The organism is Flavobacterium sp. GSP6 (assembly GCF_003984855.1).
Lineage (GTDB): Bacteria > Bacteroidota > Bacteroidia > Flavobacteriales > Flavobacteriaceae > Flavobacterium.
Window position 1 is genome coordinate 1 of sequence record NZ_RYDO01000017.1, and the last position, 25,535, is coordinate 25,535.

Below are 25,535 nucleotides of genomic sequence, written 5' to 3' on the forward strand. Positions count from 1 at the left end.
CTATTGAAGAATTTAACAATCAAATTAATTACAAAAATGTAGCTTAACTTAATGTGCAGTTTTTATTTGCATATCCAGAGGTAGTTTTAAAAAGCAGTTTAATTATAGTTTAAATCCTATATATTTACTAACTAATTAACCAAATAAAGTTCGTTTGAGGGTTTTTAGACGAACTGACGTTGTAGGTAATGCTACCGCAGAATCAAGAATTTAACACATTTTTTTATATTAAACTAAAATGAACATAAACTTTTCTTCTAACTTATTTCTTTGGTTACTATTAATAACTTTACCAGAAATGGTATTTTCTCAATCGGCTGACTTTACCATTCAAGATGTAAAGTTTGAAAGTCAAGGCGCCACTCTTGCAGGCTCAATTTTAACGCCTAAAAAAACAATTGCAGCAGTTGTAATTGTTCACGGGTCTGATCCTGTAAAAAGAGAAATGGACTTCGCAATACGTCTTGCCAAAGAAGGTGTTGCTGTATTGACATATGATAAACGAGGAGTTGGAGAATCGGGCGGTGTATATGTAGGGCCATCTGTTGGTACTAATAATATTGACACTATTAATCTTAATTTATTATCTCACGATGCAAGTTCAGCAGTAAGCACATTTCGAACCTATTTGAAAGATAAAAAAATACCAATTGGATTAGTTGGCTTTAGTCAAGCAGGATGGATAATCCCAATTGCTGCAAGCAAAAATCCACAAATAGAATTTATGGTTTTATTTAGTTGCCCTACAATTACAACTCTAGAACAACTTCGATTTCAGTTTTATACTAACGGCAACAATAATTTTTGGGAAAATCATACAGAATCAGATGCTCGTGAACATACTAAAAATGACCCAGACAGGTATCAATTCGTTGCGAATGACCCAAAAATTTCTCTGAATACTCTTTCAATTCCGGGACTTTGGCTTTTTGGTGAGAAAGATATACAGATTCCAGTAAAGTTGTGTATAGAGCAATTAAATACATTGAAAGTTCAAGGTAAACCTTTCGAATATACTTTGTTTTCAACATTAGGTCACAATACTTCTTCCGGCGATATTACAGAAACTGTTGATATTTCAATTCAATGGATAAAACAGAAAGCTTTGAATATTAAGAAGTCTAAAGTATCAAAATAAAGCACTGCCTACAACAGATAAGGCTTCGTTGGGCTTGAAAAGCCAACAATGAAGCGTGTGTTGAACGGAAGCGCTTATAAGTTTTATTTCTCTGATTTGATCTCTTTTATCATACGCTCGAGTTTTTCTCGCTGTTGTTTTGCTTTTTCATCATATGCCTTTTGCCTTCTTTCGAATGTGGTTTGATTCAATTGGAGCTCTTTTTCCAAAGACAAAGTTTTATTATAACTATAAATCAAGAGAGCCAATAACAATGCAATACTGCAGAAATAAAAACGATATTCCAATAAAAGAAATTTTAGTGATTCAATTGTTTTTGTTAGCATGTTATAAGATTTAAAATGTTCTTTTGAAAAAATTTCCAGACTATGATAAATGTACTACAAATTACCTGATTTGAACTATCTATTTTAAACTCATGATGTGCTACAGTAGGAAAGTAGAAATTCTAATTGGTGGTATCGACACAGACTGACGTTTACCTGAAATTTTTAAACCCAACCGTAGAAAAAAATGGAAATAAAATTTGATGTTAGAATTGGGAAAATCCGTAAAAATCAGATATCGGAAATGATTCTAAAACAGAATGTTGGTTTCTTGAAAAGTGGAATCCATTCTTTGTTGAAAGATATTAATAGCGAAACTAAGAAAATTGGAATTGTTATACCCGGAAAAGGACACAGTATAAAGATGGCTTTGGAAGATGTGAAAGAAAAGCATGTCAGAAAAGAACTGAAAAGCAATTTTCCATTCAATATTTACAAAGGTAAATATTCAGCTATTTTGGACAATATTGACAACCAGATTTTTGATGGTTACTAAATATAAAAACTACTTTTAACAACTAGAGTTTCGTTGCGTGCGCAGCACGAACAATTAAACTAGTGTTGAGTGGAGCTGGAGGTAGTTTAAAAGAAAAATAATTGTAGTTTAAATCTTTATATTTACTTTCTGAATAACAAAATAAAGTTCGTTTGAAGGTTTTTAGACGAACTGAGGTTGGCAGTAATACCTTAACAAAATACAACTAAAATGAAAATACAAAAAGAACATGTAAAAAAGTTTCATGAACAACTTGTAAATTTTGCTCAAGAGAATTTTTCAAAATTAGAAGAATTGGGAATTGACACAAATGAAGAGATAAATAGTACTTATCTCGGTTTTCTAGTTCGTCAAATAACTCTTAACAGTGATTTGGAATTACTTTTAGAAAATAAGAAACATAATTATCATACATCGCAACTAATTCTTTTACGATGTTTAATAGACGATTTTCTGCACATAGTCTACATTGCAAACCAAGGAAATAGCGAGGAATTAATCGTTAATTATAATGACGATGCTTACTCTAAGAATTTTCAAAAATTAAAAGACCTTGCAACTTTAAACGAAAAAAAACTAGGGGGAAATTATCCATACTATCCAACTCATAAAATGTTGGATGAAGTAATGGAGAAAGTGAAAGAGAATCCGTTACGAAATCATTATCTGGCTGACATAGAAAACTTCAAATTTAAAACGTTTAAAAACACAGGTAATATAATTCGTGATCTTGCAGAAGAAGATTATGCCCATCAATTAAAAAGAGCATATTTCATATGGAGAAAATTATCAGACTTTGTTCATTATTCAAATATGGCATTTAACGAAGAACAGACTATGTATCCAGGAAACGATTATACTTACAATGAATTTGCTGAAATAATTTTTTATTCCTACAGAACTGTAATGACATGTCTAGAGTATTTTAGAAATAAGTTTGGCTTTGAAATTGTTGACGCTGACAACTTAGCCGAATATTATGCAAATGCCGGACATTAACGGTACTACTGCCAACAGAGATGCTACAACGGATTTGGGCAATTGGCTTAATGGAAAATGTTTATTCAGCAAAGTAAAGAGTTGTTAGAATCCGTAATAATTGTTTTAGTAAACCCAAACTCCAAAATATAAAATGCTAGAGAAGATAAATCAAATAGACACAAAACTGTTTCTCTTTTTAAATGGAAAACACAATTCCTTTTTTGACCCCATTATGTATTGGGCGAGCCACAAATGGTTTTGGTTGCCATTCTATGTGTTTTTAGTATTTATAATCATTAGAGAATTTCATAAAAAAAGTGTTTACATTCTTATTGGTATAGGAATATTAATTACTCTTTGCGATCAGACGGCCTCTAATCTTATAAAAAGTTCAGTAAAGAGATTAAGACCATCTCATGAGCTGGCATTACAACATCTGGTCTATTTAAGTAAGGCTGGACCTGGAGGGAAGTATGGTTTTATTTCTTCACATTCTGCAAATGTTTTTGGTTTGGCCACCTTTTTAATTTTACTGTTACCTGCAAAGTATAATTGGTTAAAGATAATTTTATTGTTTTGGGCAATCCTTGTCGCTTACAGCCGAATTTACAATGGAGTGCATTATCCTCTCGATGTAATAGTAGCTATGTTTTTAGGAATATTTTATGCTATTATAATACATTTTTTCTTGAATAAAATTTTAATTAAAAAATCAAATGAAGCTGTTTAATTATATTTCTAAAACCTTTTAGGTACTTTCTTTACTCAATATATTAACTGATACAGCAAGTGAAATGCTTTTCCCAATTATGCCAATTTACTTTAAAACAATGGGATTTTCTATTGGTTTTTTGAAAGGCTTTGTAGAAGCTTTGGCAGGTTTATGTAAAGGATATTTTGGGAAAATATCGAACAATTCCGGAAAACGAGTTTCGCTTGTACAATTCGGTAATGCATTAAGCACTATTTCAAAACCAAAAGTGCTTGAAAAAATAAATTGAAAAAAGTTTGGAGACCCCCCCCTGCCCAGATGCATCTTTGTAAAGTAATTAATTTTAATCATAAAGATCGGAATACAATGAAACGACAAATTGAAGTATTTACAGCTGGATGTCCGGTATGTGAGCCTGTAATGAAAGCAGTACAAGAAATGGCTTGTGATTCTTGTGAAGTAACTGTTTACAATCTTGTTGAACAATGCGATTCAAAAGTTTGTGTTGACAAGATGAAAGAGTACAACATTACTTCCCTGCCTGCTGTAGCTGTAGATGGAAAGTTGCTTGCTTGTTGCCAAAATAAAGGCGTGAGTAAAGAAGAATTAGCAGCAGCCGGTATTGGTAAAGCCATTTAATTTATTAACCATACAATACAACTTCTAATTTTGGGAGTTGTATTGTATTTAATTGAATCATTATGTTACCAAAAGATTTAACAAAAGACCTTAAAGACCGTTTAAGCAGTATAAAAGGTCAAGTTGAAGGAGTAATAAAAATGCTAGATAAGAGTGATGACCCTGCTCAAATATTAAATCAATTTAAAGCAGTCAACAAAGGGTTTGAAAAAGCTCAACACCTGCTATTGGACGAAGTGTTCAGAAAAGCATTGGCAATGAAGATTACCGAGGCATTAGATACTTGCCAAGGGAATTGTGGACAAGAAGAAAAAATCGCAATTATTAGAAATCAATTTCCTGATTCAGAACTTTATGAATTAACAGACAAGATGAAGAAAACAAATCTTATCTAAGATTTCTTACTTAAAATTAAAAAACAGAATTTGAATAGATTTTAGCTTTATTTTTACATAACCTATGAAAATACTACTAATAGAAGACGAGACAGAATTACAAAAAAGCATTGAACAATATCTTGAAATGGAAGGGAATATTGTTGAGGTTTCCCCTGATTTCCATCATGCGCAACAGAAAATTGCGATTTACGATTATGATTGTATTTTGATAGATATTACTTTGCCAAACGGCTCTGGTTTAGATTTACTCAAAGAAATTAAACTAAAAAAATTTAAAGCGGGTATTATAATAATTTCTGCAAAAAATTCTCTTGATGATAAAGTAAATGGTTTAGATCTTGGAGCAGATGATTATCTGCCAAAGCCCTTTCATTTGTCGGAACTTAATTCACGAATTAAAGCTTTAATTAGAAGAAAAAGTTTTGATGGAAATGTAGAAATTAGTATCAACGAAATAAAAATTTTGCCTAACGAAAGGCGCGTTTTAGTTCATAATCAAGATGTAATTTTGACGTCAAAAGAATATGATTTATTGCTTTATTTCATATCTAATAAAAATAGAGTAGTGAGTAAAAGTGCGCTGGCAGAACATCTTTGGGGTGATAATTCGGATAGATTAGATAACTTCGATTTTATATATAATCACGTGAAAAATTTGCGTAAAAAATTATTAGAAAAAAAATGTGAAGATTATTTGACAACAATTTACGGCATAGGGTACAATTTTAAAACTCAAGAATGAAACTATTAGCTAAAACAAGTTTGTATTATTTGATTTTTAGTATCCCGATATTAATCCTATCAGGATACATTTGTTTTCATATCATTACTAGAGAGGTTAGGCAAAGTAATAACGAACTCTTGGTAAATCGCAAGGAACTAATTGAGAATTATTTAAAGGAAAATGACACGATTTCTTTGAGAATAATCACTAAAAGCAGCGAAGCTACAATTAAAAAAATAGCGAAAACAAATGCTAAAGAAATTTCTATACCTATTTTTTCGGACACTTTAATTTATGATAAAAAAGAAAATGAACTGGCAGAAAATAGATTGCTTTCTTCTGTTTTTGAAGTTGGAAATACTAATTATTCCATTAAAATATGGAGAAGCACATTGGAGTATAACGAATTGTTTAGAGGTATTTTTACTTCGTTAGTTATTTTATTGATTTTGCTTTTTGTGACTTATTTAATTATAAATTTTTGGATTTCAAAAACAGTGTGGAAACCTTTTTATCAAACAGTATCCAATTTAAAGAAATTTCGTGCTAGTAATAATGTAATTCCACGTTTAGCAAGTACATCGGTAACTGAATTTGATGAATTGAATCTTTCTTTAAACGTTATGATGCAAAAAATGATAGTTGATTTTAATAGCCAAAAGAAATTCACTGAAAATGCTTCACATGAAATTCAAACGCCATTAGCTGTTATAAAATCTAAGATTGATTTACTTATTCAATCTGAAAATTTGAAAGAGAATGAAATGAAATTAATAGTAGCAATTGATTATGCTTGCTCTAAAATAATTCGATTGAACAAAACATTTCTATTACTTACCAAAATTGAAAACAGACAATTTAATACCACAGAAAAAGTATCTTTTGAAAATACAGTTAATAATTCCTTAGTCTTTTTTGAAGAGCATATTCAAGCCAATAAAATTGAGATAATAAAAAATATTGAAAACGATTTTTGTGTTTTGATGAATGCTGATTTGTGTTTAGTATTGGTTAATAATTTATTACAAAATGCAATTAGGCATAATATTAATAGTGGAAATATTGAAATTTTTATAGAGAAAAATAAAATTACAATCTCAAATTTGGGGGTTAATAACCCAATTGATAATCAGTTATTTGAACGCTTTCATAAGAACTCTACTTCCCAAGAATCACTAGGCCTTGGATTATCTATCGTAAAAGAAATTGTGGAGGTAAGCGGATTGGTGTTTTATTATAAATTTACTAATGGGAAACATTGTTTTATTTTGACAAAAGACAATATTAATGAATTAAAATAAAAAAGAGTTAGCGTAATGAAATCAAAAAAGCTTTTTAAATATTTTTTTCTTGTTGTTTTATTTAGCACGTTAAGTTCTTGTGACGTATTGCGATCCTTGCGATATGGTGGGATTCCTAGTCAAAGTGATTATAAACATTTTCCGCAAAGGGTAGTTAATAATGAAGGTCCCGTTTATAATTTCTTTAAATCCAGTAAAGATTCTCATTTAGGAACAAAAATAGGAGTAATCAATAGGGATTTTAATTCTACAAATGTCAGCTTGGATAGTTTTACGACATTACATAAAACGGTAACATTTTTAATTATTCGCAATGATTCAATTGTTTACGAAAAATATAACAAAGGGTATACATCAAATTCGTTAGTTTCTTCCTTCTCGATGGCCAAACCATTTGTTTCAACATTAATAGGAATAGCAATTGATGAAGGAAAAATAAAAAGTGAGAATGATTTCATTGTTGATTATTTATCTGAATTTAAAAATAAAACAGGTTGGGAACAAATCACCATAAAGAATTTATTGCAACATACATCAGGGATTCGCTTTACAGATAGCGAATTAGATCCTGCATCTGATAATGCAGCGTTTTACTGGGGTGATAATTTAAGAGCGAGAATGCTCAATTTAACGCTTGAATGTCCACCCAATACTAAATTTAGATATAGCAGCGAGAACACATTACTTTTAGGATATATCATAGAGAAGGTGACTGGAGGTACGATTTCAAAATACTTAGAAGATAAAATTTGGAAACCATTGGGAATGGAAGCACCGGCGTCATGGAGTTTAGATCGAAAAGATGATAAAGCAATTGAAAAATCTTTTTGTTGTTTACAAGCACGAGCGATTGACTTTGCTAAATTAGGCAGACTTTATCTGAATGGAGGAAACTGGATTGGAAATCAAATTGTATCCAAAAAATGGATTGAATATTCGACACATTCTGATCCGTCCGGAAATAACAAACACTTTTACAATAATAATTGGGGAATAGGACCTTTGAAATATGGAAGTTATTTTGCTGTTGGTTTGTTTGGTCAATATCTGTATGTGTACCCAGAAAAGAATATTATTATAGTCCGTTTTGGAGACACAGAAACGTCCAATCACCCTAATTATTGGCAGGAAGTTTTTTTGCAAATAATTGACCAGATGTAGTTTTAGTTAATTAATATTTTAAATTAACATTATGATTTACAAAATATTAGCATAGAATTAAAATAGAATTGCGTTTAATATTTGTAGTGTAAAATTATTAGAAATTAACTTTTAAATCAAAAAAAAATGAAAAAATTATTAATTATGTCGATTGTTTTTATATGCAGTTGTGCATTTGCGGGAACTCCACCTGATGTAGTAAAAAAAGCCTTCGTTAAAAAATTTCCTACTGCAACAAAGGTTAGTTGGGGAGTTGAAGGGCCAAAAGAATGGGAAGCAGAATTCACATTAGAAGGAAGTAGGATTTCTGCTAATTTTTCAGAAGATGGAACCTGGCTGGAAACGGAAGGAGAAATTAAAGCAATCAATTTACCAAAAGCGGTTTTAGCCGCTGTAAAATCGAAATATAGCGATTGGAAAATTGCAGAAGCGGACAAAACAGAAAGTTCGAAACATGGCACTATCTATGAAGTGGATTTAAAAAAAGGGATGAAGAGTAAAAGCCTCGCTTTTAAAGAAAATGGGATGCCGATAAAAGAGTAATTTTTGCTTTTTTTAATAAACTTATACCATAAAGAGTTGGGTGTTACATCCAACTCTTTTTAATTATGTAAAGAGTTGTGGTTTCCATAGAATTAAAATAGAATTACAGCTGAAATTTGTTTCATAAAATTAACTTTAAAAGTTCTTTCAAATGAAAAAAATACTACTATTATTTATCATTATTGCTTCTATTTCTAATAGTTACAGCCAAACCTATAAATTATCCAAAAAGATCAGCACTTCTGGCAATGATGGATGGGATTATCTCGCTGTTGATGATGTGGCCCAACATTTATTTGTTTCACACGGAAATATGGTCAATGTGATTGATTTAAAATCAGATAAAACTATAGCAACTATTCGAGATACAAAAGGAGTTCACGGCATTGCAGTTGCAAATGATTTAAACAAAGCATTTATCAGTAACGGAAAAGACAATTCTATTACAGTAGTCCATTTGAAAACATTTGAATTACTTGAAAAAGTAAAAATTACAGGAATTAAACCAGATGCCATTTTATACGATCAATTTTCTCGAAAAGTGTTTGTTTACAATGCAGAAAGTAATGATGCTACAGTTATTGATGCCAATACAAATAAAATAGTGAAAACAATTCCATTGGGTGGAAAACCAGAGTTTTCAGTAAGCAATACAAAAGGGTTAATTTATGTGAATATTGAAGATAAAAACGAAATAAAAACGATAAACGCTTCGACATTAAAAGTTACAAATACCTGGAGTATTGCTCCCGGAGATGAACCATCAGGATTGGCAATAGATTTAGTTACGAATCGATTATTTTCTGTTTGCGGTAATAATTTGATGATTGTTGTTAATGCTACAAATGGAAAAATAATAAAGACTTTACCAATTGGTGATGGTTGCGATGGCGTTGCTTTTGATGCCAAAAAGAATCTTATTTTCACATCCAATGGCGAGGGAACGATTACCGTAATAAAAGAGCGTAACGCAAATACTTTTTCAGTTATTGAAACTGTAAAGACTCAAAAAGGGGCCAGAACTATTGCACTAAACAAAACTACAAATCAACTGTATTTGCCTACGGCAGATTTTGATGTAAAACCAGAGCTAACAGCAGAAAACCCAAAACCACGAGCAGGAATAGTACCTAATTCGTTCGTTATTCTAGTTGTTGAGCCAATTTCTAAATAGTGTCATTCTTTTTATCTAAATTTATCCAATGAAATGGAAGCTTTTACTATTAATTTTTATATGTTTAAAATCTTTTTCGCAAGAAAAAGATTTGAATTACTTTATTACTAAAGCACAAAATAATTCTCCTTTACTTAAAGATTACAGCAACCAAATAAAATCCGCGACACTGGATAGTTTATTGAATCGAGCAGTTTATAAACCACAAGTTACCGGAAATCTTAATGCTAATTATTCCCCTATAATTAATGGTTTTGGTTATGATTTGGCTTTAAGTAACGGGCAATCTGTTGCGGGTTTAATAGGTGTCAACCAAAAAATAATTGGAAAAAATGGAATCAATTCGCAATCAGCTTCTTTTCAATTAATAAAAGAAGCTTTGGTTTTGAATCAAAAAATTACTTTAAAAGATTTAAATAAAACCATTGTTGCGCAATACATTTCGGCTTCGGCAAGTTCAGAACAAATTGGTTTCAACCAGAAAATTGCAACTCTTTTAAAACAGGAAATAAGCATCCTGAAAAAATTAACCCAAAATGCCATTTACAAACAAACAGATTATTTAATTTTTATTGCAACTGTAAAGCAACAAGATTTAGTATTGTTACAATTAAAACAACAATATCAAAATGATTTGGCTTTGTTGAATTACCTTTCTGGAGAAACCGATACTACTTTTGTCTATTTAAAAAAGCCTGAAATCATCTTGAAAAGTATTCAACCTTCGGATAAAATAGTTTTTTTGAAGCAATTTGAAGTAGATAGTCTCAAACTTCAAAATCAAAATAAATTTATTGATTACAATTATAAACCGTCTTTATCTCTATTAGGTGATGCCGGTTATAATTCTAGTTTTGCCTACCAGGCTTATAAAAATTTTGGATTTAGTTTGGGTTTAGGACTGTCAATTCCTATTTATGATGGAAACCAACGTGTTTTGCTGCATCAAAAAAATGATGCGGCATTAGCTACTAATTTAGCCTATAAAAACAATTTCAATAAACAATACAAACAACAATTATTGATGTTAAATTTGAAACTGAAACAATCAGCAGCTGTAGAAAATCAGTTGCAATTGCAGCTTCTTATCGCTGACGCATTAATTGAAGCCAATAAAAAATTATTGCTTACCGGAGATGCACAAATTACAGAATATAGTATTGCTGTTGGCAATTTAATAGCCATCAAAAATGCCATTTCCCAAAATAATAGCAACAAACTCCAAATTATAAATGAAATTAATTATTGGAGTTTTAATGACTAATTCTATGAAGAAACCAATTCTATTTTTTATCCTGATAGCGCTTTTTTTTATTTCCTGTAAAAATAACAACGAATCAGAAAAAGCAATTGACGCGAGTGTGCCTGTGACTTTAACGAGCATTGATACCAATTCAGTTGAAAGCTATATTGATTTGAATGCTACAGCCGCTTATTTAGTCAAAAATGTTATAAAAGCAAATGCTACGGGGTATCTGAATTCAGTTAATGTGGCTTCCAGTGATTATGTTTCTAACGGGGCGGTATTATTTTCGATAAAAACCCGTGAGGCAAAAGTGTTAGGGAATACGATTAATATAATTGACCCCAGTTTAAACTTTGGCGGAGCCATAAAAGTTAGAGCCAATACAAATGGCTTTGTAACTTCAGTAAATGTGCAACAAGGTGATTATGTTCAGGATGGGGATGCTTTAGTGACGATTAATGACACCAATAGTTTTGCTATCGTTTTGAGTTTGCCTTATGAGTTCAAAAAATATGTTTCAATCAGTGAAGAACTAACGGTAATATTACCCGACAGTACTTTGGTTAAAGCGAAAGTGCAAAATTACATGCCCACTGTCGATGCCACTTCGCAAACGCAAAGTGTGATTCTAAAAGTAATTGGCAAACATGATATTCCAGAGAATTTAATAGTAAAAGTCAGAATTAATAAAAGTTCAAATTCAAAAACTGTTTCGTTGCCAAAAGCAGCTGTTTTAAGTAATGAAACGGAAACGGATTTTTGGATTATGAAAATGATTAATAACAATACAGCCATAAAAATCCCAATTAAAAAAGGAGTAGAAACTCAAGATAAAGTAGAGATTCTGTCGCCGATTTTAACTCCTGAAGATAAAATTTTACTTTCAGGAAATTATGGTGTTGCAGATACGATTAAGGTAAAAGTGATAAAAGCGGATTGAAATGAACAACTTTTTTGTCAAACATAAAAACGGACTGAGTGCCATCATTTTTCTAATAATTCTGGGAGGTTTTTTCGCATATTCTAAAATGCAAACCAGTTTATTTCCCGAAATTACTTTCCCGAAAATAAAAATCATTGCTGATGCGGGACAACAACCCATCGATAAAATGATGATTACGGTTACAAAACCGTTGGAAAATGCCATCAAAAAAGTACAGGATTTAAAAACAATCAGGAGTACAACCAGTAGAGGAAGTTGTGAGATTTCGGCATTCATGGATTGGAAGTCCGATATCGATTTGAGTAAAACCCGGATAGAAGAGCAAATCAATCAGATAAAAAGTAATCTTCCGCCTGATACACAAATTTCAGTCGAAAAAATGAATCCTTCGATTCTTCCGGTAATTGGATATGCTATAGAAGGAAAAGGACTCTCCGCTATTGAACTCAAAAAAATAGCCAATTATACCATAAAACCGTTCCTTTCTCAAATTGATGGTGTTTCTGAGATTAGGATTATTGGCGGAAAAGAAAAAGAATATTGGTTGTCACTTGATTTTACTAAAATGACAGCATTAGGAATTACTCCGGATGCTATCACACAAGTATTAAGTCAAACTAATTTTATTAAATCCAATGGGTATTTGTCGGATTACCGGTATTTATATCTTACAATTACAGATGCTCAGGTTGATAAAAAGGAGGAACTGGAAAATCTGGTTATTCGTAATAACGGAAAAGGAATTGTAACCTTAAAAAATATTGCTTCGGTGGAAATTAGGGAAGCTAAAGAATACATAAAAGTTAATGCCAATGGTAAAGAAAGTATTCTTATAGCAGTTCTCAAGCAACCCAATTCAAATTTGATTACGCTATCAGAGGCGATGCATGATAAACTGGAATCATTAAAAAAAATCCTTCCTAAAAACATAATAATAACGCCATTTTATGAGCAGGCCAGTTTTGTAAATGATGCTGTAAAAAGTGTAACGGATAGTTTGTTAATAGGACTTTTGTTGGCCATAATTGTTGCTGTTTTATTTTTGAAATCGGTGAAAGCCAGTGCCACTATTTTGATTGTTATTCCTGTTACTTTAGGACTCACACTAATTGTTTTGTACCTAACCGGACAAACATTCAATATTATGACTTTAGGTGCTATTGCAGCGGCTTTAGGATTAATTATTGACGATGCAATTGTAGTTGTAGAACAAATTCATAGAACGCACGAGGAACATCCTGATGAGCCTACTGTATCTCTTTTGCAAAAAGCGATACAGTATTTATTCCCGGCAATGGTGGGTTCATCCATAAGTACGATAGTGATTTTTATTCCTTTTGTTTTAATGAGCGGTGTTGCCGGTTCGTATTTTAAAGTGTTAACGGATACCATGATAATCACTTTAGTTTGTTCCTTTTTTGTGACATGGTTGCTACTTCCTGTAGTTTATTTATTGCTTTCCAAAAAAGAAAATAGTCCTCAATCGAAAAACGAAACTGAAATACATGATGTGAAAAAGCAGACATGGGTCGCTTATTTTATTGGAAAACCGATAATTAGTATTTCATTTTGTATCGTTCTGGTACTTTCTATTTTTATTATACTGCCTAATTTAGAAACCGGTTTTTTACCGGAAATGGATGAAGGGAGTATCATTTTGGATTATGAAAGCCCGCCAGGAACTTCACTTGAAGAGACTGACAGAATGCTAAAAGAAGTGGAAAAAATAATTATAAAAATACCTGAAGTAGAAGCGTACAGTCGCCGCACAGGAACGCAAATGGGATTTTTTATAACGGAACCTAATCGCGGAGATTATTTGATTCAATTAAAAAAAGAGCGAAGTAAAACCAGCAATGCTATTATTGATGAAATCAGACAAAAAGTAGAAGCGACTCAACCCGCTTTGCGCATTGATTTTGGTCAGGTAATTGGGGATATGTTGGGCGATTTAATGAGCTCTGTTTCACCAATTGAAGTGAAGATATTTGGCAGTAATCAAGCAGAATTACAAAAAATAGCCAAAAAAGTAAATGTAATAGTCGAAAAAGTAAAAGGAACAGCTGATGTATTTGATGGTATTATTTTGGCGGGACCATCCATAAATATTGTGCCCAATTATAGTCAGTTAGCACAATATGGAATCACTCCAGCCGACTTGCAATTTCAGTTACAAACTGCGCTTGAAGGGAATGTTATTGGAAATTTATTAGACAATGAACGCATAATTCCCATTCGATTAATCTATAAAAATTCAGAAAAAAGAAGTTTAGAAGACATCAAAAAATTGCAGTTATTTTTACCTAATGGTCAATCAATTCCTATTTCGAGTTTAGTTGCTATTTCAGCTCAAAAAGGAGTAGCTGAAATAGAACGTGAAAATCTCCAAATGATAAGTGTTGTAACTGGAAGATTGGATAATAGAGATTTAGGGAGTGTGATGAAGGATATTCAAACACAAGTTAAAAGCAATATTCATTTACCAAGTGGCTATTATATTGAATACGCAGGTGCTTATAAAGAGCAACAGCAATCTTTCAAGGAGTTATTAATGATATTAATCGCTTCATCTTTATTAGTTTTTGGTGTTATTTTATTTCTATTTAGAGATTTTAGAGTAGCATTAGTAATTTTAATAATTTCTGTTTTGGGAATTGCAGGAAGTTATATTTTGCTTTTTATAACAGGAACGCCATTAAACGTGGGGAGTTACACAGGAATTATTATGATCGTAGGAATAATAAGTGAGAATGCTATTTTTACTTTTTTACAATTCAGAGAAACTTTTAAATTGACCCGGAATGTAAATGAATCTATAATTTATTCAATTTCCACTCGTTTGCGCCCTAAATTAATGACCGCGCTTGGAGCAATCATAGCCTTATTTCCACTAGCAATAGGAATTGGAACGGGTTCAGAATTGCATCAGCCACTTGCGATTGCTGTGATTGGAGGATTTATTATTGCAATGCCTTTACTTTTGATTGTATTGCCTACTTTATTGTGTTTAGTTTTCAAGAATGAAAAACATTTTACTCACTTTAATTGATTTAATTTTTTGTTTACATTATTCATTTTTAAATAAATATAAATCATATTTTAAATAAAATATCATTGTTGTCCGATAAAAAAATTCGGAAGTTCATTTTTTCTATATATTTAGGCACTTAACGAGGTTTTGGCTTGGCTTGGCTTGTTTTTCTTCACTAGTTGAGAATTCAATAAATTGAAAAATATTTTTTTAGTTTCATTTATCAAATTATCCATTCGCCAAATAATGATCAAATAGTCCTAATTGCCCATCGTTTTCTATGTCTAATTCCCAGTCGTTTTCGGGACTTTCTACAAATTTAGTCAGATGAATATAGTTGAACAAATGAATTCTGCAAAAACTAACTAAATTAGAGAAAGACCATTGTCTCTTCAAACTTTTCTTTAAAACTCCTATCAAAAGATTTACTATCAGCACGCAATAAATTTGAATAATAATTCGATTTGCCATCTTATTTTATAAAGTACAGCTATCGTGTCTGATCTAAACTCAAATAGATTGCTGATAAACTCAAAGGTTCTTTTATTTTCTCTGTCATAGTATTATATTTTTCTTAATTTTAATTTGCTTTTCGCACTTCCTTTATCAACTTCAATAACTTCATCCGTCAGTTCTCTATCAATATATTGCACAAATAGTTACAGATGTTTAATTGGAGTTTACTTTCACTATTTCATTTGTGGGACTTTTTGCGAGATTGAATTTGTTTCTTAAAATCATCATATCCTCACTCACTTTTTTGTCCAAAACCTTTGCATAATGTTGAGTAGTTCTCAAATTTTTATGACCGAGCATTTTGCTCACGCTTTCTATTGGAACGCCATTTGTTAGCGTTACAGTCGTCGCAAAAGTATGACGAGCAATATGGAAAGTTAATTCTTTTTCGATTTCACAAACGCCCGCTATTTCTTTTAAATAGGCATTCATTTTTTGATTGCTCAAAATAGGAAGTAGTTTGTTTTGATTATTGCATTCTGGATGGTCCTCATATTTATCAATAATCATTTGTGTTATTGGAAGAATTGGAATTTTTGAAGCGGATTCTGTTTTCTGGCGGTGGGTGAATATCCATTTCTCTCCGTCGATTCCAAAGCTTATATGCGACTTTGTTAGGTTTTTGACATCAATGTAGGCTAAGCCTGTAAAACAGCTGAAAAGGAAGATATCGCGCACTAGAGATAATCGTTCTGTTTTGAAATCTTTGTTGAGTATATTTTGGATTTCGTCTTCAGATAGATAGACTCTTTCTACTTCTTTGACTTTCGATTTGTAGTTGGCAAACGGGTTTCTTTCTATCCAATGGTTGGCCAGGCAAATCTTGATTATTTTGTTGAAATTCTTTAAGTATTTTACGGCAGTATTGTTGGCGCAATTGCGAACGCTTCTCAAGTAGAATTCATATTCGGTAATAAACGCATGATCTATTTTGTTAATGTCTATATCTGATACTTTGTATTTCCATTCCAGAAACTCTACCGTATGCTTCAAAGAAGTGTTGTAGCGTTCTAATGTTCCCGGAGCGTATTCTTTGCCCACTAATTCTTTTATTTTGTTGTTGTGATCCTTGAAGATAGGGATAAGCATATGTTCATGTTCTTTGATGCCGAGCAGTCTATTTTTGAAAACTTCAATTGTGAGGGATTCGTTACGGTGTATTAATTCCATTTGGATGTCGAATACTTTTGATCTCAGTAAATCAAGGTATTCATTTAATGAACGAGCATTCTCTGTATTACCTTTCATTTTTGACATCTCAGGTAACCATTTAGCAGAATCTATAAATTTTTTGGTACTGAACTCCATTCGCTTTCCATCAACAGTTAATCTTACATAAATAGGAAGTTGACCTGCAGCATTGGCTTTTGTGCTCTTCGCATAGAAGTGTAATGTGATTTTAGTTTTCATAGTGGTAACCTTTTAATTAATATTCAATTTAGATTTCTAAAGAATATCAAACAAGATGTCCAAATGATGAACCCGTCAAGGAACATTGATTGAACTGCTTGTTTGAAAGGTTTAAGTTGATTTAGCGAGACCCTGATTTTTGAAAAATTCTAGGGTCTCGATTTTATCTCGTTAAGGATGAGATTAGATGAATAATTTAAATAATACGTAAAAGCAAAAACCCCGTAAATCATAAGATTTACGGGGTTTTGATACCATTTGTTTTTGTACTGGCGGAGAAAGAGGGAGTTGTTTATTTTTATAAAGTGCCTTAAAATAAGGCTTTGCAAAGCTTTTATTTTAAGTGACACCTCAACTGACACCTCTCAATATGTTAGCAAATTGTTCTAAATTTCAATTACTCAAATATAAGAATTTTTTTGCTGGAATTAATGATTAATTATAATAATTTGAACTGGTTAGACAATATTTTTTGAACTGGTAAAGTTCAAAATTTAGTTGCCTAAAGTATAAATTCTACCCAATAATCAATGGTTCAACTTGTTCAATTTTTAGGCTCGTAAATTGGCAAAATTCTTCAATGGACACGAACTCATCCTCTAGTTTGTTTAACTTAATTCTCATTTTTTGAAGTAGTCTAATGCTTTGGCGATAACTCTTTCCTGTTATGCGTTGTATGTCCTTAGGGTAGATACATAGTCTCTTGTTTTTGGATCTCATACTCTATCTATAGCTTTGATTGGGCGTTGCCTAACTAGAAACCTCTATGACTCAAGTTCTGGCACTCCATAAAAATAGTAAATAATTCCTTTGGTTTAGAAGCGGAAATTTACTCCTGTCAATGGTGGTTGTGAATGGATATTTGGATCATTTTCTGCCATTTGTGTCAGAAAGTGACATATGGAATAGGAACCTCTTTTTTATCTCACTTAATAGCTTAAAATTTGTTTAGAAATCAATCGAAAGATGTTGCAACAGGATGATGATTGAGGGAATTTGAAACAATTATTAATTTAAAATTTTAGAAATTATGGCAAGGCAAAAAGGCATTATTAAATTGAAAGGTACTATCGGGGATATTACTTTTTACAAAACCAAAGATGGGCATCTAGCACGTGAAAAAGGTGGTATTGATGCGAGCAGAATTGCGAGCGATCCTGCCTTCCAGAGAACGCGCGAGAATGGAGCCGAATTTGGAAGAGCAGGAAAGGCAGGCAAAGTTTTGAGAACGGCAATGCGAACTTTGCTGATTAATTCTGCTGATAGCAGAATGGTAAGTCGATTGACTCAATCTATGATTAAAGTCATTCAGGCGGATATGGTAAGTGAGCGTGGATTGCGAAATGTAATTGATGGTGAGGCAGAATTACTTGCCGGTTTCGAATTCAACATTAGAGGAAAGCTGGGCACTGCTTTATTTGCTCCTTTTGTGGGGACGATTGACCGTGCTACGGGTGATATTATGGTTGATTTATTGCCGTTTGTACCTGCGAACATGATTGCGGCTGCAAGTGGAACTACTCATTTCAAAATCATATCAGCAGGTGCGGAAATTGATTTTGAAGCAGAAACCTTTGTCGTTGCTACTTCGGAAACGGATATTCTACCTTGGGATTCGAATCAAACTGTTGCTATCAATCATGTCAATCCGGTTACTCCGGGCAGCACAAAACCATTGTTTTTGGCTTTAGGCCTTGAATTCTTTCAAGAGGTAAATGGTAGAATGTATCCGTTGAAAAATGGCTCTTTCAATCCATTGGCTTTGGTTCAAGTGAGCGGTCTGTAAGATGGTTTTAGTGTTGAATAGGACGTATTTCCCTGAGGGAACGCAAGGGGCTTTAGAATGGAACGGCACCTTAGTTTGTTATACCATCGAATTGCCCTGGTTGCGAAACCAAAAGCGTATTTCTTGTATTCCCGAAGGAGAATATGTTTTGCAGAAACGATTTAGCCCCAAGTTCCAATGGCACTTGCATTTGAAAAATGTTCCGGGAAGAGATTTGATCTTAATCCATCCCGCCAATGACGCCAAGAAAGAGTTATTGGGCTGTATCGCAACTGTAACACTGCACACTGGAATAGGAAGAGGAAGTTCTTCCCGAAAAGCGTTAGAAAAGCTGAAAGCTATAGTTAATACAGCTTTGGCCAATAATGAAGAAGCGAAAATATTAATCCAATCTAATCCTTCGACTCCGCTCAGGATGATAAGGCTTAAAACAAGTAAAGAAATTATGAATATAGTTGAACGTGCAAAAGCACCTACCCCGAAGTTCTTCCGGGTTTTGAGAAGTATTGGATTGGCTTTATTGACCATCAGTGGCAGTATCATTGCAGCTCCGGTAACATTACCAGTAGTTTTTGTCAGTATTGCCGGATATGCAGCCCTTGCGGGAGGTGTCATTTCGGTAATCAGTCAAATTACGGTAGACGATGAGGCCAACCGAGAGCAGGCCATCACCAATCGGTTGAAAAAAGACAATCAATATTTACCGCGAGATGGAATCAAATAACACTTTATCAATTGGAACCGCGTCCGGAACTTTATTGAGTGTGATGCCAAATATTGTTTCTGAAGATATTCTAAAAACGATTATCTTAGCGGTAATTGGAGCTATTATTAGTTTCCTAATTTCGCTCCTTTTAAAAGGATTGACAAAAATTAAAAAAAAATAATTGGAGTTTGGCTTGGTAACCTTTTCTAGAATTTATTTGAAAGTCTGGTCGTGAGATCAGGCTTTTTTTTAGTTTATTTTTTGCAGTTAATTATCGTGGCGAAAAATAAAAAGATTATTTTTAATTGTTACAGAAGATGTTAATTAAAAGAGACAAGCAATTTTTAAAAAAAATAGCAACGAGAATTAGCCACTTGAAGAAATGTTGCGAAATAAATTTTACAATAAAAACAGCTACAAAAAGAAAAACGCTTGTAATAGTATCTTAAAGATCCGTAACAAGCGTTTTTTCTAAAAGCAACTCTTTATTGTAATAAGGTATGTTTTTCAGAAGCCTTAAAAACTTACGAGGATTTTTAATACCCTGATTTCAATAAAAATTATTTTGTTGGTCCGTTATCAACCGTTGCTTCAATAGTTGACTGAATTGAAGTAGACAAATTACTCAATAAATCATATCCTGTTGCGGCTTCAATTGCATCTACACTTGTACGGTAGGTTCCCCATGCACCTGTAGTGTTTATATTAGGAGTATTAACTGCAATTACACGAGTGCTTGTAGTTACTCTGCCAACATCATTGGTACCCTGAGTAAGTACAACAAGTACCTTCCAAATATTGCTTGGAACAGTTATATTGCCATTATTAATTGTGTTTGCACTGCCGGCAGAACCTGTTCCACCAACACCATAACATCCCATAATTATATAGACTTCATTACCTTGGCTTACAAGTGTTCTGCCATACGCTTCGAGGTTAGCCCAGGTTTGTCGGTTATTAACAGGTGCCTGAGGAATCATGTTCGTCATTAGGAAGGTCTCAGAGTTATCAGCAACAGAAGAAGTTCTGTCAGCCGAAGGGCATTCATGACCTCTGTCGAAACCGCTACCAGAGTAGCTTGTAGAACCTACCTGATACCAACTTGAAGGCAAGGTAGTGTCAGCTCTGAAATCATCCTGGCGTGGTGCAGCTCCTGTCCATGACGGATCTAAATGCCAGCTTACCCAGTTAGCAGTTGCTTTCGAACGATTGTATGAAAGTTTATACTGCACTTTCTCCATTAAATAATTATTTTCATTGGTTATATCAGTAGTTGCACCACTAGGGTTACCCATAGCTATGTGGTCTCCATCAACACCACCAGTACCACTTCCTCCTGTACCATTGTAAGCTGTAATCGAAAAATCGTCAATGTTAATACGAATAGCTGTTCCAGTAATTTTACGAATTTCAAAACGAATATTTCCCTGAACAATCATTGGAAAAGTTGCAGTTTGCAATGTAGTAGAAGAAGTAGTAATGCTACTTCCTGTCTGAGTCCAGCTACTGCCGCTATTGTTGGAATACCAAAGTTCCCATGTGCTGGAAGCATCAGTTCCGTATGTAGCATGTTTAATATCTACACTTGAAGCACCGGTTGTAACATCAAACTGCATCGTAATTTTACCGGTGTCGATTATCCTTGCTGATTGAGTACCACTTTTCGCATCGCTTGCAGATGTTCCTATTAATGCATTGTCAAAATACCAGCTCCCTGTAGAAAGCGTTACAGCAGCAGGAGTATAAGAGGTTTTACTTCCTGATTCGTATGTTTCCGGAAAAACACCGCTAATAAGAGCACCATTATCATCAATAGTCATATCATCAATATTGATACGATTTGTACCACCCGATATTTTTCTGATTTCAAAACGAACATTTCCCTTTATCGCCATTGGAAATGTGGCAGTTTGCAATGTGGTTGAAGAGGTCGTAATTGTACTTCCTGTTTTAGTCCAACTACTTCCGTTGTTAATGGAATACCAAAGTTCCCATGAACTTGAAGCATCAGTTCCATACTTTGCATGTAAAACAGAAACACTTGAAGCACCGTTAATACTATTAAACTTCATTGTAACAGTTCCTATATTTCGAATACGAATTGACTTAGCACCGTTTTTTCTGTCGCCAGAAAGGGTACCTATTAACGCATCGTTCAAATTCCAGATACCTGTTGGTAAAGTTACGTCTGCCGCAACATAAGAAGTTTTGCTTCCTGATTCAAATGTTTCAGGAAAGCCGGTGTAAATTTTTGAAAGTTGGTTTGAATTTTTAGTTTCTGGAACGGAATAAACGAGTTCCTCGGTTGCACAAGAATTAGCTATAAGCCCAAAAAGGACAATGCTAAATAATAATTTAATTTTTTTCATAATTTTTTAAGTGGTTTTTATCGGGCCAAAAATATATCAACAGTAACGCAACAGGATTATCTAAACGTTAACTAATCCTTAACGTTTTTAAATTTAACCAAGCTTCTAATTGAACAGGTAAATAAAAAAACATTCCGATAGTTACTATTTTATGCTTGCATTGATTTGAGTAAAACAAATACCATATCAGTAATCTATTTCTTGAACACCTTTTTTAATAAAAATTCGTGCTTTTTTTCATTTACATATAAGTGCTTATAATAGTTTTATTAATTTGTCTATAATGTAAAATCAAATAGGACTTATAGTGTATTTAAATGCGTGACTAGTGTGGTCAGACTATTTGCAATAATTTCGCAACATAGCTTTTCTTATATCATTAATCAATTTGATGTTTTTGTAAAATTGTTCTTCATTAAATTCCAGTATTTTTAAAGCTTTAACAATTTTTTTGTGCAGCTCGTGCTCCTGCAGCATTTCATTTACTTTTGAGTTAAAATCTTTTTTAAAATCGTCGATTCGTAAAAAAGGAATTACGGACTCAACCAGAGATTGGTCCCAGAATCTTGCTTTCCATAAACTATAGGCTAACCAGTAAACCGTTTCGGTATCTCCTTCATTTTGAAATAGTATTACAAAACTATTTGTAAAAGGTTCTTTTTGAGGATTACCAATGTGTTAATATATATTTTTTAGTATTGGTGAATTCCGCTACGCTCCATTTGCCACTATTCATCCCTTTGTTGAGAATAAAGATTTGGTTAGCTTTATAAGCTGCATTTTTTTGGTGTGTTTTAATGATGAAATTCGCCGTGGCGTATTGGTTTTAAAGATTCGACCTTAATTTTTTGAAAAGAAAAAAGAGAAAAAAAGAAAGCTATTTAATCAGCAGAAATGACGAACGAAAATGGAGGGTGGAACGACCGACTGAAAGTGAGGAATGGATGCTATGTTTGCTGGATTTTTTTCTTTTTCTTTTCAAAAAATTGCAATATCGTTTTGTTGAGGTTTTTCTGTGGGCGTTATTGTGATTGCTTCGTTTCTCTCGCAAGGCAATCAAACACCCCCAAGCACCGCAGAAAATGATGATTGTAGCGATAGCGGAAATCATTATTTATCGAGGAGCGCAGTGGCGGGGTTGCGGCAATCGAACAGCCACCTGAAGCCGAGAATTGCAGCTGGTGAGGAACGAGACGCAAAATGAAGGAAGAAGAGCGTGAAACGGTGGGGGAAAAATAGAAGACAGCCGCAGGCGTTCCTTGATTTAGGGCAACGTGACGTTTTTCACGGAACGGCGCCAACCCCGATGGCTGTGCGAAGAGCGCCACCGCTGAAAAAATAAAGGGCGACAGACATGATACTGCTGGAATGCAGTGGAACGTAGCCTGCGGAGTGTAACGGAATGAAGCGGTATTGTGGATGTAATAGCCCTGCCGAACGCAGGGTAGAGAACGTGTGAAGATGAGGAACGAACAGCGGAAAAAATAAGGTTGCCTATTTTTTGGCTGCCTTATTTTTTTGTGCTGTGAAGTGTCTGCGGAATGGAGGGAAACCTAACTAATGAATTGAAATAATAATTGCTTATTTCAAAAAAATGTTCTTATAAAACTGTAAGGTTGACCGACTGGAGCTGCCGAACGGAACAAAGAGAACGACCGCAGAGAGACCGCTTGATTGCACGCGATGAAGAACCTATAGTAGAATTAAAAACCTGGCATGTTTTCCAGTAATGTTGTCAATGATGCCTTCATCATTTAACAGCGATTAAATTTGCCTAATAGAGAAATGCAAAGTACTCTATTAGCTCATAATTCAACTATCTGGATTCATTATTACGGTTTAAAACATTCTTTTTTTACGATTGTGTATTACAGACAAAAGTGTATTGACTTCGGTGGTTAGTATGGTGTATATGTTTTTTATTTCTCCGGTTTCTTTATTTACCCAATTGGAATATAATCCTGCAAAGACAAGAAGTACTTCGTTGGGCAAACTTAATTCATATTTTTTATGCTTTACCTTTAGTATTCAGCCATTACTATTTGTAATACCCATTAACAATACCCAAACATCTTATATCAACTGAATTTTAAAGGGAGGTTTTTCGTTGACCGTTTCTATTTTGGTGTTAAAGGTGAATTTTTAAATTTCTTCATTTTTGGACCGTGATGGTATTAATCCTCAATTGTAATGGGTTATGATCTGCGGCAAATGCTATATTTTTACGGACCAATTCATCTGACAGTTTGATGATATGCATTAAGTATGTTTTAGTATTTTAATTGTTTAACTATTAAAAGTAAAGGGATTCAACTTTAATTAAAAAGTTAAACCCCTTTATTTTAAATTTACACCCATTACTGAATAGTATCCTTTGAAACTATTGTTATTATTATCTCAATCCACCACCCAAATCGTATTCTGCATTCATTTATAATGTCATTTAATAATCAACTTTATAAACTACTTTATGTCATAATCCTCTTTTTGAATGATTTTAAAATTAATTTTTATTTAGAAAACTCTAAACCTTTCAATTTTTGCCAACCCCCACGAGTGAAATCAGGAATCTCAACTGGTGCAGAACTGTTATCCAAGGAAATTTCCGTTAGTGGTCCAAGACAAGACCATTCAGCCAAGTCATAAACGTCCATATCCAATGGAAGTCCATTTTGTAAACAATAAATCAAGCGGTAATCCATGATGAAATCCATTCCACCGTGACCGCCTACTTTTTTTGCTTGCTCTTCAATTTCTTTTACAATAGGATGCTTGTATTTTTCCATTAATGCTTTTTTTACGTCTTCAGGAACAAACTTGTGTGCACTCAAGTTTTCATGATTTGGTGCAATATCTGAACCTATCGCTTTTGAATCCAAAGCATATCCTTCAACAGGGTATTTATTAGCAAACCCTTTTGTTCCGCTAAGTTGGTACATACGGCTGTAAGGGCGTGGTGAAGTTACATCATGTTGAATTTGGATTGTTTTTCCTTTTTCGGTACGAATCATAGTCATTGTGTGATCCCCATTTCTAAAGTCCGTTACTTCTATTCCTGATTTTTCTTTAATATACGCAGGATTACCAACGGCTTTAGTATCCATAGAAACCAAATAGTTCATTTTATCTCCGCGGTGAATGTTCAATGCTTGACAAGCCGGTCCCATTCCATGCGTTGCATAAATATCGCCACGGTGTTTTCTATTATAATCCATACGCCAGTTGTTCCAATACTCACCCCAGAAAGGTTGTAAACCGTGGATATAGGATCCCTCGGCATGCAGGATTTCTCCAAACAATCCTTGTTGCGCCATATTTAATGTCGTCAATTCGAAGAAATCGTACACACAATTTTCAAGCTGCATACAATGCTTGCGTGTTTTTTCGGAAGTATTAATCAGATCCCAAATTTCTTCCATGGTCATTGCTCCAGGAACTTCAATAGCTACGTTTTTACCATCTTTCATAGCCTGAACGCCAATTTTCGCATGGTTTTTCCAATCTGTTGCTACATATACAAGATCTACATTAGGAAGAGCAGTTACTTTTCTCCAAGCATTTTCATCTCCAAAAAATTCTTTCGCTTTTGGAAGCCCCGCTTTAGTAAGAATTTCATTTGCTTTAGAAGTGTTTTCTTGTGTCATATCACATAAAGCCACAATTTCAACGCCAGGAATATGTGTCATACGTTCTACTGCACCTGGACCACGCATGCCTAAACCTATGAACGCAATACGCACATTAGGAATGGGAGCTGTTGCAAGACGCAAGACATCGGTTTGTCCTTTATCTCGTTTTGGAGCCGGAGTTTTAATCATTTGAGCCGATACATTGGCCCATCCTAGAAAAAGAAAGGAAATAAGTAGCAATTTAAAAATACTAGTTTTCATAATTTAATTTATTTATTAAAAAAAAGGAAGATAATCAAACTGTAG

25 protein-coding genes are annotated in these 25,535 nt (G+C 33.4%); 18 read left to right on the plus strand and 7 right to left on the minus strand.

Annotated elements, in window-relative coordinates; translation table 11 throughout:
• Positions 1-238: 238 nt before the first annotated feature.
• Complete coding sequence (locus EKM03_RS13375) at positions 239-1,138, plus strand: S9 family peptidase (RefSeq protein ID WP_126740582.1); 900 nt, start codon at positions 239-241, stop codon at positions 1,136-1,138.
• 83 nt (positions 1,139-1,221) lie between these two features.
• On the opposite strand, the gene EKM03_RS13380 is transcribed toward EKM03_RS13375, so the two are convergent.
• On the minus strand, positions 1,222-1,464 hold the full coding sequence (locus tag EKM03_RS13380; RefSeq protein ID WP_126564114.1) for a hypothetical protein: 243 nt from the start codon (positions 1,462-1,464) through the stop codon (positions 1,222-1,224).
• A 187-nt stretch (positions 1,465-1,651) separates the two neighbouring features.
• On the opposite strand from EKM03_RS13380, the gene EKM03_RS13385 reads away from it, so the two are divergent.
• The 14 genes from EKM03_RS13385 to EKM03_RS13445 all read left to right on the plus strand — a co-directional run bounded on the left by EKM03_RS13385 (position 1,652) and on the right by EKM03_RS13445 (position 14,831).
• Positions 1,652-1,960: a hypothetical protein gene (locus tag EKM03_RS13385; RefSeq protein ID WP_126740583.1), complete on the plus strand. Its 309-nt coding sequence runs from the start codon at positions 1,652-1,654 to the stop codon at positions 1,958-1,960.
• A 210-nt stretch (positions 1,961-2,170) separates the two neighbouring features.
• On the plus strand, positions 2,171-2,959 hold the full coding sequence (locus tag EKM03_RS13390; protein WP_126740584.1) for a DUF5677 domain-containing protein: 789 nt from the start codon (positions 2,171-2,173) through the stop codon (positions 2,957-2,959).
• A gap of 133 nt (positions 2,960-3,092) precedes the next feature.
• Positions 3,093-3,671, plus strand: coding sequence for a phosphatase PAP2 family protein (locus EKM03_RS13395; RefSeq protein ID WP_126564123.1), 579 nt, complete (start codon positions 3,093-3,095; stop codon positions 3,669-3,671).
• Between the two features lie 100 nt (positions 3,672-3,771).
• Positions 3,772-3,942, plus strand: coding sequence for an MFS transporter (locus EKM03_RS14925; protein ID WP_148108939.1), 171 nt, complete (start codon positions 3,772-3,774; stop codon positions 3,940-3,942).
• 77 nt (positions 3,943-4,019) lie between these two features.
• The gene (locus EKM03_RS13400; RefSeq protein WP_126564122.1) at positions 4,020-4,292 is read left to right on the plus strand and encodes a thioredoxin family protein; all 273 of its coding nucleotides are present in this window, start codon (positions 4,020-4,022) and stop codon (positions 4,290-4,292) included.
• Between the two features lie 62 nt (positions 4,293-4,354).
• Positions 4,355-4,687 carry a metal-sensing transcriptional repressor gene (locus EKM03_RS13405; protein WP_126740585.1) on the plus strand — a complete coding sequence of 111 codons (333 nt, stop codon included), beginning with the start codon at positions 4,355-4,357 and terminating at the stop codon, positions 4,685-4,687.
• A 64-nt stretch (positions 4,688-4,751) separates the two neighbouring features.
• On the plus strand, positions 4,752-5,432 hold the full coding sequence (locus EKM03_RS13410) for a response regulator transcription factor (RefSeq protein ID WP_126740586.1): 681 nt from the start codon (positions 4,752-4,754) through the stop codon (positions 5,430-5,432).
• Positions 5,429-6,715 carry a HAMP domain-containing sensor histidine kinase gene (locus tag EKM03_RS13415; RefSeq protein WP_126740587.1) on the plus strand — a complete coding sequence of 429 codons (1,287 nt, stop codon included), beginning with the start codon at positions 5,429-5,431 and terminating at the stop codon, positions 6,713-6,715. The genes EKM03_RS13410 and EKM03_RS13415 overlap by 4 nt, the downstream gene beginning before the upstream one ends.
• 15 nt (positions 6,716-6,730) lie before the next feature.
• The gene (locus EKM03_RS13420; protein ID WP_126740588.1) at positions 6,731-7,876 is read left to right on the plus strand and encodes a serine hydrolase; all 1,146 of its coding nucleotides are present in this window, start codon (positions 6,731-6,733) and stop codon (positions 7,874-7,876) included.
• Positions 7,877-8,002: 126 nt separating this feature from the next.
• A complete protein-coding gene (locus EKM03_RS13425) occupies positions 8,003-8,419 on the plus strand; it encodes a PepSY-like domain-containing protein (protein ID WP_126562561.1) in 417 nt (138 codons plus the stop codon).
• A 151-nt stretch (positions 8,420-8,570) separates the two neighbouring features.
• Positions 8,571-9,593, plus strand: a complete 1,023-nt coding sequence (locus EKM03_RS13430) for a YncE family protein (protein ID WP_126740589.1) — start codon at positions 8,571-8,573, stop codon at positions 9,591-9,593.
• A gap of 28 nt (positions 9,594-9,621) precedes the next feature.
• Positions 9,622-10,857, plus strand: coding sequence for a TolC family protein (locus EKM03_RS13435; protein WP_126740590.1), 1,236 nt, complete (start codon positions 9,622-9,624; stop codon positions 10,855-10,857).
• Positions 10,826-11,779, plus strand: a complete 954-nt coding sequence (locus EKM03_RS13440; protein WP_126740591.1) for an HlyD family efflux transporter periplasmic adaptor subunit — start codon at positions 10,826-10,828, stop codon at positions 11,777-11,779. The genes EKM03_RS13435 and EKM03_RS13440 overlap by 32 nt, the downstream gene beginning before the upstream one ends.
• Before the next feature lies 1 nt (position 11,780).
• Positions 11,781-14,831: an efflux RND transporter permease subunit gene (locus tag EKM03_RS13445; protein WP_126740592.1), complete on the plus strand. Its 3,051-nt coding sequence runs from the start codon at positions 11,781-11,783 to the stop codon at positions 14,829-14,831.
• 210 nt (positions 14,832-15,041) lie between these two features.
• Here the strand turns inward: EKM03_RS13445 and EKM03_RS15310 are convergent, their stop codons facing one another.
• From EKM03_RS15310 to EKM03_RS13455, 3 genes are all read right to left on the minus strand, one after another.
• A complete protein-coding gene (locus EKM03_RS15310; RefSeq protein WP_233584100.1) occupies positions 15,042-15,284 on the minus strand; it encodes a hypothetical protein in 243 nt (80 codons plus the stop codon).
• The gene (locus EKM03_RS15315) at positions 15,245-15,340 is read right to left on the minus strand and encodes a transposase (RefSeq protein WP_233584104.1); all 96 of its coding nucleotides are present in this window, start codon (positions 15,338-15,340) and stop codon (positions 15,245-15,247) included. The genes EKM03_RS15310 and EKM03_RS15315 overlap by 40 nt, the downstream gene beginning before the upstream one ends.
• Before the next feature lie 142 nt (positions 15,341-15,482).
• Positions 15,483-16,739 carry a site-specific integrase gene (locus EKM03_RS13455; RefSeq protein WP_126740593.1) on the minus strand — a complete coding sequence of 419 codons (1,257 nt, stop codon included), beginning with the start codon at positions 16,737-16,739 and terminating at the stop codon, positions 15,483-15,485.
• Positions 16,740-17,769: 1,030 nt separating this feature from the next.
• On the opposite strand from EKM03_RS13455, the gene EKM03_RS13465 reads away from it, so the two are divergent.
• The 3 genes from EKM03_RS13465 to EKM03_RS15125 are packed head-to-tail and all read left to right on the plus strand — an operon-like array spanning position 17,770 to position 19,412.
• A complete protein-coding gene (locus EKM03_RS13465) occupies positions 17,770-18,525 on the plus strand; it encodes a hypothetical protein (RefSeq protein ID WP_126740594.1) in 756 nt (251 codons plus the stop codon).
• A gap of 13 nt (positions 18,526-18,538) precedes the next feature.
• Positions 18,539-19,249 carry a DUF5675 family protein gene (locus tag EKM03_RS15515; protein ID WP_317125240.1) on the plus strand — a complete coding sequence of 237 codons (711 nt, stop codon included), beginning with the start codon at positions 18,539-18,541 and terminating at the stop codon, positions 19,247-19,249.
• Complete coding sequence (locus tag EKM03_RS15125; RefSeq protein WP_197037193.1) at positions 19,236-19,412, plus strand: hypothetical protein; 177 nt, start codon at positions 19,236-19,238, stop codon at positions 19,410-19,412. The genes EKM03_RS15515 and EKM03_RS15125 overlap by 14 nt, the downstream gene beginning before the upstream one ends.
• 379 nt (positions 19,413-19,791) lie before the next feature.
• Here EKM03_RS15125 and EKM03_RS13480 read toward each other — a convergent pair whose 3' ends face one another.
• From EKM03_RS13480 to EKM03_RS13495, 3 genes are all read right to left on the minus strand, one after another.
• Positions 19,792-21,600, minus strand: a complete 1,809-nt coding sequence (locus EKM03_RS13480) for a DNA/RNA non-specific endonuclease (RefSeq protein WP_199741567.1) — start codon at positions 21,598-21,600, stop codon at positions 19,792-19,794.
• Positions 21,601-23,439: 1,839 nt separating this feature from the next.
• The gene (locus tag EKM03_RS15520) at positions 23,440-23,628 is read right to left on the minus strand and encodes an SOS response-associated peptidase family protein (RefSeq protein ID WP_126569112.1); all 189 of its coding nucleotides are present in this window, start codon (positions 23,626-23,628) and stop codon (positions 23,440-23,442) included.
• 482 nt (positions 23,629-24,110) lie between these two features.
• Positions 24,111-25,490, minus strand: coding sequence for a Gfo/Idh/MocA family protein (locus EKM03_RS13495; protein WP_126455247.1), 1,380 nt, complete (start codon positions 25,488-25,490; stop codon positions 24,111-24,113).
• Positions 25,491-25,535 lie beyond the last annotated feature (45 nt).